The organism is Mycobacterium sp. VKM Ac-1816D (assembly GCF_000416385.1).
GTDB classification, from domain to species: domain Bacteria; phylum Actinomycetota; class Actinomycetes; order Mycobacteriales; family Mycobacteriaceae; genus Mycobacterium; species Mycobacterium neoaurum_A.
In genome coordinates, this window is record NZ_AOHQ01000118.1 from 87,004 (window position 1) to 94,923 (window position 7,920).

Here is a 7,920-nt window from a genome sequence, read left to right on the forward strand (position 1 = left end):
GGCCCGCGCGACTAGACGTGTGCGCGATCTGGACCGATGATGGGCGGCATGGTTCTGGAACACACCGAGCACGATTCGATGCCGACGCCGTTCACGGCGACGGCTCCCATCGCCTACGCACCCACCGGAGCCCTGCGAAACCCGTTCCCGCCCATCGCGGATTACGGCTTCCTCTCCGACTGTGAGAACACCTGCCTGGTGTCCTCCGCCGGTTCGGTGGAATGGCTGTGCGTCCCGCGCCCCGACTCCCCCAGCGTGTTCGGCGCCATCCTGGATCGTGGTGCAGGCCACTTCCGGCTGAGCCCCTACGGCGTCTCGGTACCCTCGGCGCGGCGCTATCTGCCCGGCAGCCTCATCATGGAGACCACCTGGCAGACCCACACCGGCTGGATGATCGTGCGCGACGCCCTGGTGATGGGACCGTGGCATGACACCGAGACCCGGTCGCGTACCCACCGCCGCACCCCCACCGACTGGGATGCCGAGCACATCCTGCTGCGCACGGTGCGCTGCGTCAGCGGCGTCGTCGAACTGGTGATGAACTGCGAGCCCAACTTCGACTACGGGCGCAGCCCGGCCACCTGGGAGTACTCCTCGTCGGCCTACGGTGAGGCGATCGCGCGGGCCAGCAAGGATCCCGAGGCCAATCCGACCCTGCGGTTGACGACGAACCTGCGTATCGGGCTGGAGGGACACGAGGCGCGCGCCCGCACCCGGCTGACCGAGGGTGACAAGGTGTTCGTCGCGCTGAGCTGGTCCAAGCATCCCGCCCCGCAGAACTTCGAGGAAGCCGCGGACAAGATGTGGAAGACCAGTGAGTCCTGGCGGCAGTGGATCAACATCGGCGACTTCCCCGACCACCCGTGGCGGGCCTATCTGCAGCGCAGCGCGTTGACCCTCAAAGGACTCGTCTACTCACCGACCGGCGCCCTGTTGGCCGCCAGCACCACCTCGTTGCCGGAAACTCCTCAGGGCGAGCGGAACTGGGACTATCGCTACTCGTGGATCCGGGACTCGACATTCGCGCTGTGGGGGCTCTACACCCTCGGCCTCGACCGGGAGGCCGACGATTTCTTCTCCTTCATCGCCGATGTCTCCGGGGCCACCAACGGCGAACGGCACCCACTGCAGGTGATGTACGGCGTCGGCGGGGAGCGCAGCCTTGTCGAGGAGGAACTCAATCACCTTTCCGGGTACGACTATTCCCGGCCGGTACGGATCGGCAATGGCGCCTATAACCAGATGCAGCACGACATCTGGGGCACCATGCTCGACTCGGTGTATCTGCACGCCAAATCGCGTGAGCAGATTCCGGAGGCGCTGTGGCCGGTGCTGAAGAACCAGGTCGAGGAGACCATCAAACACTGGAAGGAACCCGACCGTGGGATCTGGGAGGTGCGTGGGGAACCCAAGCACTTCACCTCCAGCAAGATCATGTGCTGGGTGGCCATGGACCGCGGATCCAAGCTGGCCGAGTTGCAGGGCGAGAAGTCCTATGCCCAGCAGTGGCGCGAGATCGCCGAGGAGATCAAGGCCGACATCCTGGCCCACGGTGTGGATTCCCGCGGGGTGCTCACCCAGCGCTACGGTGACGATGCACTGGACGCGTCGTTGTTGCTGGCGGTGCTGACCCACTTCCTGCCTCCCGACGACCCGCGGATCCGGGCCACCGTGATGGCGATCGCCGAGGAGCTCACCGAGGACGGACTGGTACTGCGGTACCGCACCGAGGAGACCGACGACGGGCTGTCCGGCGAGGAGGGCACCTTCACCATCTGTTCGTTCTGGCTGGTGTCCGCACTGGTCGAGATCGGCGAGGTGCGCCGGGCGAAGAGATTGTGCGAGCGGCTGTTGTCCTTCGCCAGCTCACTGCATCTCTACGCCGAGGAGATCGAACCCCGCACCGGCAGGCACCTGGGTAACTTCCCGCAGGCGTTCACCCATCTGGCGCTGATCAACGCGGTGGTGCATGTGATTCGCGCCGAGGAGGAAGCCGACAGCACCGGAACCTTCCAGCCGGCCAACGCGCCGATGTAGCGCGCCCGTTCATGCCAATACGGTGATCTCGAACTCGATGACGGTCGGGGTGGGGATGGCCAGCGCCACCGGGGTCAGCCGTTCGTCCTCGTAGGCGATACCGGTCAGCACCCGGCCGCCGAAACCGTCCCGGGTGGCGGGCACACTTGCGGTGATCGTGACGCTCGCGTTCCCCGTGCGACGAAGGTAGATGTCGGTGCCCGGTGCCACCGGGCCCGCGAGCGGCAGGCCGGCGGCATCGACGATCTCCCCTGCCGACGAGCTCAGCGCTGCCGCGTCGGTCGCGTGAAATCCGAACGGTCCCAGTAGATCTGACCGCACCGTCACCCGGTCAGCGGTCAGCCGCGGTGCCACCGTGGCCCGGCGCGCGGATTCCGCCCCGGCGATCAGGTAGTCGTAGAGCGCGACGACGCGGTCGGCATTGCGGTACTTCCCCGAACCGTGCAGCGTGAAGGTCACATCATCGATCGTCACCGATTCCCCCGACGATCCGACCTCGGTCACCACCTGCAACCGGTAGAACCGGTAGCCTTGGTGCGCATGCCCTGCCACGGCGTCCGAGGTGGTCGTGCCCACCCCGAGCCGGCGCCGGTGCGTGCCGCGGCCGGCGGGCACGTTCAGGCCGGAGGCCGCCACATCGCGCCAGGTGATGCCATCGGAAGACTTCTGCAGCTGCATCGACACCGCGCGATCAGCCGTCAGGTCCACGGTGTAACCGGACAGCTGCGGTGCACCGTCGAACTCGAAGACCAGGGCGCCCGGCTCCTCGGTCATCGCGACGGGCACATTGAGCGGCCGATTGTCCAGCCGCAACCCGTTGGTGAAATGCCAGATCGCGGCCTGGGTGGCCGCGATGGCCTCATGCTCGGCCAGATGCGCTGTCGCGCTGGCATTTCCGGACGCGAACACCCGACGGCTCAGTTCGACCGTACCCAGCGTGGGGAACGAATTCCTGATGATCCAGTCCACCTCGGCCTCGTACGCGCGCGCCGACGAGTTGCGCACCGCCGACCAGTTCGCCGGTTGGTACCGCGACGGGCGTGTCGGCGCGACGCCCATGAAATCCACTGAGTAGGCGTCGATCCCGGGATTGAGCCGGATCAGGTCGGTGCGCGCGGCGCTGCCGTCGGTAAAGACGACGGTGTCCACGGTCGGCGAATAGGTTCCGCCGCGATAGCGGGTCATCCGTGGGATATCGGCGGTGCGGCGCACGGTACGACGCACCGACACCGGTGCGGTGCCGACGGGATGCAGAGCGAGAGCGGGCATTGCTGTGAGCTTTCTGAAGGCTGTGAACTGCGCGAATCCACACACCGCGGAGAGTGGGCGGGCACGGACGCGGGGGCCGACGTCAGAAAATCAACAACAACAACACGACACGACGACACAGCGCACCATGGCGGCACGCAACGAATCGTCGTGGGACATGACCGCAACGATACGCCAAACGGGCGGAAATGCCAGTGGTGGGTTTAACTTCACCGTGCGCGCCAAGGCTGTCGGATTCGTTTTCGGGCCGTATCGTGGCCGCCGCATGATCACAACAGAACCCGTCGGAGGTAGCACCCCATGACGTCTGCCCAGAACGAATCGCAGGCACTCGGCGATCTCGCCGCGCGGCAACTCGCCAACGCCACGAAGACCGTTCCCCAGCTGTCCACCATCACGCCGCGTTTCCTGCTGCACCTGCTGTCCTGGGTGCCGGTGGAAGCGGGCATCTACCGCGTGAATCGCGTCGTCAACCCCGACCGCGTCGCCATCCATGCCGACGAGGGCGTCGGCACCGACGATCCGCTGCCCGAGACCTACGTCGATTACGAAACCAGCCCGCGTGAGTACACGCTGCGGTCCATCTCGACGCTGCTCGACGTGCACACCCGCGTGTCCGACCTGTACTCCAGCCCGCATGACCAGGTCGCCCAGCAGTTGCGGCTGACCATCGAGACCATCAAGGAACGCCAGGAGTACGAGCTGGTGAACAACCCGGAGTACGGCCTGCTGTCGCAGGTCACCCCGGAGCAGACCATCCAGACCCTGCACGGCACCCCCACCCCTGATGACCTGGACTCGCTGATCACGAAGGTGTGGAAGACGCCCGCCTTCTTCCTGACCAACCCGCTGGGAGTCGCCGCGTTCGGCCGCGAGGCCACCCGGCGCGGGGTTCCGCCGCCAGTGGTCAGCCTGTTCGGCGCGCAGTTCATCACGTGGCGCGGCATCCCGATCGTGCCGAGCGACAAGGTGCCGGTGACCGACGGGAAGACGAAGTTCATCCTGGTCCGCACCGGTGAGGAGCGCCAGGGCGTGGTGGGCTTGTTCCAGCCGGGCCTGGTCGGCGAGCAGGCCCCGGGGTTGTCGGTGCGCTTCACCGGTATCAACCGCTCGGCGATCGCGTCGTACCTGGTCACGCTGTACTCGTCGCTGGCGGTGCTCACCGACGATGCGCTGGCGGTCCTGGAGGACGTCGGAGTGGACCACTTCCATGAGTACAAGTGACCTCCCGATAAGCGAGGCCGAGCTGTCGGCGCTGGCAAGCCAGTTGTTCGCCACCAGCCTGCGGCCCGGTCCGGACAGCCCGCCGTCGGTGACGGCAGCGTCCCCGCGTGGAGTGGCCCCGGATGTCACCACCGCGACCTCGGCCGGCGCCACCGCCCTCGGAGCGGCGCATCCGGGCACGCCTGCGGAGTTGGTTTCGGTGCCGCAGGGCGTCGTGCCCGCACCGACGTCGCCTGGGCCGGAGGCGAGCCCGCCCGGTGTGGCGCCGGTGGCGCCGCGCGGCAACGTGGCGAGCCCCGTCGTGCCGTTCGGTGGGTTCGACGCGTTCGCGGTGCCGTCCGGGCTGGTCCCGACGGCACCGGGTGTGCTCGCGGCTCCCCCATCCGCACCGGTCGCGCCGAACCCTTCCCCGTCGCTTCGCTCGCCCCAGCGCGGTTCAGCACCCTCCTGGCCGGGCACCGTCCCGGACGTCCCGCATCTGGGGTGGACGGGTGCGGCGCCGGCGTCCCAGGACGCCGACGGCTACTATTTCCTGCAGCGTCCCGACTCCGATATTGTTGCCGGCGAGCCTGTTCCGGCGATCCGCGACGATCACGAGATCTTCGATGTCACCGCGATCCGGGCCGACTTCCCGATCCTGCGGGAGACCGTCAACGGCAAACCGCTGATCTGGTTCGACAACGCGGCGACCACACAGAAGCCACAGGCGGTCATCGACCGGCTGGCGTACTTCTACACGCACGAGAACTCGAACATCCACCGGGCGGCGCACGAGTTGGCGGCACGGGCCACCGACGCCTACGAGGACGCCCGCGACACGGTGCGGCGTTTCCTCAACGCCGGTAAGAGCGAACAGATCATCTTCGTGCGCGGCACCACCGAGGCCATCAACCTGGTGGCCCAGTCGTGGGGCGGCAAGCACCTGGGCGCCGGTGACGAGATCGTCATCACGCATCTGGAGCATCACGCCAATATCGTTCCCTGGCAACTACTTGCGCAACGGACCGGCGCGGTGCTGAAGGTGGCCCCGGTCGATGATGCGGGCAATCTGCTGCTGGATGAGTTCGAGCGGCTGCTCGGGCCGAAGACCAAACTGGTTGCAGCCACCCAGGTCTCCAACGCGTTGGGCACCGTGACACCGGTGCAGACGATCGTCGAACTCGGGCACCGTTACGGTGCCAGGGTGCTGATCGATGCCGCCCAATCGGTCCCGCACATCCCCATCGACGTGCAGGCGCTCGGGGCGGACTTCGTGGTGTTCTCCGGGCACAAGATCTTCGGGCCCACCGGGATCGGGGTGCTGTACGGCACCGAGGAGGCGCTCGCGGAGACCCCGCCCTGGCAGGGCGGCGGCAACATGATCGCCGATGTCACCTTGGAACGTGCCATCTTCCAAGACATTCCGAACAAGTTCGAGGCGGGCACCGGAAACATCGCCGACGCCGTCGGACTGGGCGAGGCGTTGCGCTACGTGGAACGGGTCGGTATCGAGCGGATCGCGGCCTATGAGCACGCACTGCTCGACTACGCGACACCGCGACTGGCCGATATCGCCGGGGTGCGGTTGGTCGGTACCGCCGAGGAGAAGGCCAGCGTGCTGTCGTTCGTGCTGGCCGGTCACGAGCCCCTGGAGGTCGGCAAGGCGCTCAATGCCGAGGGCATCGCGGTGCGGGCCGGGCACCACTGTGCGCAACCCATCCTGCGTCGACTGGGTCTGGAGGCCACCGTGCGGCCGTCGTTCGCGTTCTACAACACCTTCGACGAGATCGATGTGTTCATCGATGCGGTCCGCCGCATCGCGGAGGGCTCCGCCTAGACAGCCGGCGAGCAGACCGGACCTGGGATGATCGACGGGTGAGCCATGACATCCGGGTGTTGACCGCCGAGGACGAGTTGATCGAGGCGGGCAACATCTTCCGCACCGCGATGATCGGGTTCCCGCCGCTCAACGAGCAACAACGTGTTCTGATCGGAAAGCTGTTGGAGCCGGGCCGCACGCTCGGTGTCTTCGTCGAGGGCAGGCTGGCCGCCACCGCCGATTCCACCACCAGCACGCTGACCCTGCCCGGTGGTGCGCGGGTGGGTCATGCCGCGGTCACGCATGTCGGCGTGCTGCCGTCGTACACCCGCCGCGGTATCGCGACGGCGCTATTGCGGCATCAGTTGCGCGATATCGCCGACCGCGGTGAGGTGTTGGCCTCGTTGCGGGCATCGGAGGCGACGATCTACGAACGCTTCGGCTACTCGGTGGCGACCACGACGGCCACCATCGAGGTGCGCACCGCCCGGGCCGCACTGCGTCCCGGGGTCACGGTGGGCGGACCGGTGCGACTGGTCGAGCCGGGCAGGGAGTGGGACATCCTGCCCCGGATCTATGCCGCCCATCGCGGCGTGCGCCCGGGGTCGATCGACCGCGACCCGCACTGGTGGCTCAATCAGCAGCTGCGCGCCGAGGGTACTGCCGGCGCACGTTTCGTCGCCGTGCACGGCCCGGCCGGCGAGGAGACCGGGTTCGTCCGCTACCACCCGGTGGGCACCGACACCTGGTTCACCAGCGATCAGCGGACCGTCGTCGTCGACGATCTGTTCGCCCCGACCGAGCAGGCCTATGTGGGCCTGGTGCGCTTCCTGCTGGATCTCGATCTCGTCGACCGGCTGGTCTTCACCCAAGCCCCCGTGGACAGTCCGTTGCCATGGCTGCTGCGTGACCGACGTGCCGCTCGGATCACCGGCGTGCATGACGAAACCTGGTTGCGGGTGGTCGATGTGGCGCAGGCGCTGAGTCGACGCACCTATGCCGGAACCCGGCCCGTGACATTGCGTGTCGAGGATCCGCTGCTGACCGAGAACTGTGCGACGTATGCGATCTCTGCGGACGGTGTTCAGACCACATCCGCGCCGGCGCAACTCGTCGCCGACGTTGCCGGCCTCGGGGCCGCATTGCTCGGCGGCACGTCGTGGCGTGACCTCGCATCGGCGGGTCTGGTGGGAGTGCACGACCCGGTGGCGCTGGCCGCAGCCGACGAGTTGTTCGCGGTGCCGCAGGCGCCGTATGCGGGGTTCATCTTCTGAATCGTGCCGTCCCGCTCAATACGGTGGTGGGTGGGTGTCGATGTGGGTGCGGTTGTGTGCGCGTTCGTGGGCTATTCGGTAGGGCCGGTTTTGTGCGCGGGTGCGGGATCGTGTGGGGGCGGCCCGTTCTCGGCCCGGCACCGGTGGTGGCGCGGTGATCGGACCCAGTTCTGCCGTGGGCACCGCTAGCCGAGGGAAGAGCAGCGCGCCGTCGGGTGTGGTCGTGTAGATGCTGCCGTTGGGGGCGGTGAGGGTGAGGGTGCCATCGAGATGCTGCTGGTCGGTCCAGCCGCCGGGCCCGCAGTGAAATGTCTTGAT

General features: G+C 67.4%; 5 protein-coding genes and 1 pseudogene. 4 read left to right on the forward strand and 2 right to left on the reverse strand.

Annotated elements, in window-relative coordinates:
• Positions 1-78: 78 nt before the first annotated feature.
• Entirely contained in the window at positions 79-2,037 is a 1,959-nt protein-coding gene (locus G154_RS06035) for a glycoside hydrolase family 15 protein (protein ID WP_237742489.1), read from the forward strand.
• 9 nt (positions 2,038-2,046) lie between these two features.
• Here G154_RS06035 and G154_RS06040 read toward each other — a convergent pair whose 3' ends face one another.
• The gene (locus tag G154_RS06040) at positions 2,047-3,306 is read right to left on the reverse strand and encodes a thioester domain-containing protein (protein WP_019510678.1); all 1,260 of its coding nucleotides are present in this window, start codon (positions 3,304-3,306) and stop codon (positions 2,047-2,049) included.
• Between the two features lie 300 nt (positions 3,307-3,606).
• Here G154_RS06040 and G154_RS06045 point away from each other — a divergent pair, with 300 nt between their 5' ends.
• The 3 genes from G154_RS06045 to G154_RS06055 are packed head-to-tail and all read left to right on the forward strand — an operon-like array spanning position 3,607 to position 7,602.
• On the forward strand, positions 3,607-4,530 hold the full coding sequence (locus G154_RS06045; RefSeq protein ID WP_019510677.1) for a family 2A encapsulin nanocompartment shell protein: 924 nt from the start codon (positions 3,607-3,609) through the stop codon (positions 4,528-4,530).
• Entirely contained in the window at positions 4,517-6,346 is a 1,830-nt protein-coding gene (locus tag G154_RS06050) for a family 2A encapsulin nanocompartment cargo protein cysteine desulfurase (RefSeq protein ID WP_031601601.1), read from the forward strand. The genes G154_RS06045 and G154_RS06050 overlap by 14 nt, the downstream gene beginning before the upstream one ends.
• Before the next feature lie 38 nt (positions 6,347-6,384).
• The gene (locus G154_RS06055) at positions 6,385-7,602 is read left to right on the forward strand and encodes a GNAT family N-acetyltransferase (RefSeq protein ID WP_019510675.1); all 1,218 of its coding nucleotides are present in this window, start codon (positions 6,385-6,387) and stop codon (positions 7,600-7,602) included.
• 15 nt (positions 7,603-7,617) lie between these two features.
• Here G154_RS06055 and G154_RS26725 read toward each other — a convergent pair.
• A pseudogene (locus G154_RS26725) lies at positions 7,618-7,920 on the reverse strand (HNH endonuclease); the annotation flags it as partial.

What these genes read in the sequence shown, in the direction of transcription:
- G154_RS06050 (WP_031601601.1), top strand. Translation starts at nt 4,517, where the DNA reads ATGAGTACAAGTGACCTCCCGATAAGCGAGGCCGAGCTGTCGGCGCTG.
- G154_RS06035 (WP_237742489.1), top strand. Translation starts at nt 79, where the DNA reads ATGCCGACGCCGTTCACGGCGACGGCTCCCATCGCCTACGCACCCACC.
- G154_RS06045 (WP_019510677.1), top strand. Translation starts at nt 3,607, where the DNA reads ATGACGTCTGCCCAGAACGAATCGCAGGCACTCGGCGATCTCGCCGCG.
- G154_RS06040 (WP_019510678.1), bottom strand. Translation starts at nt 3,306, where the DNA reads ATGCCCGCTCTCGCTCTGCATCCCGTCGGCACCGCACCGGTGTCGGTG.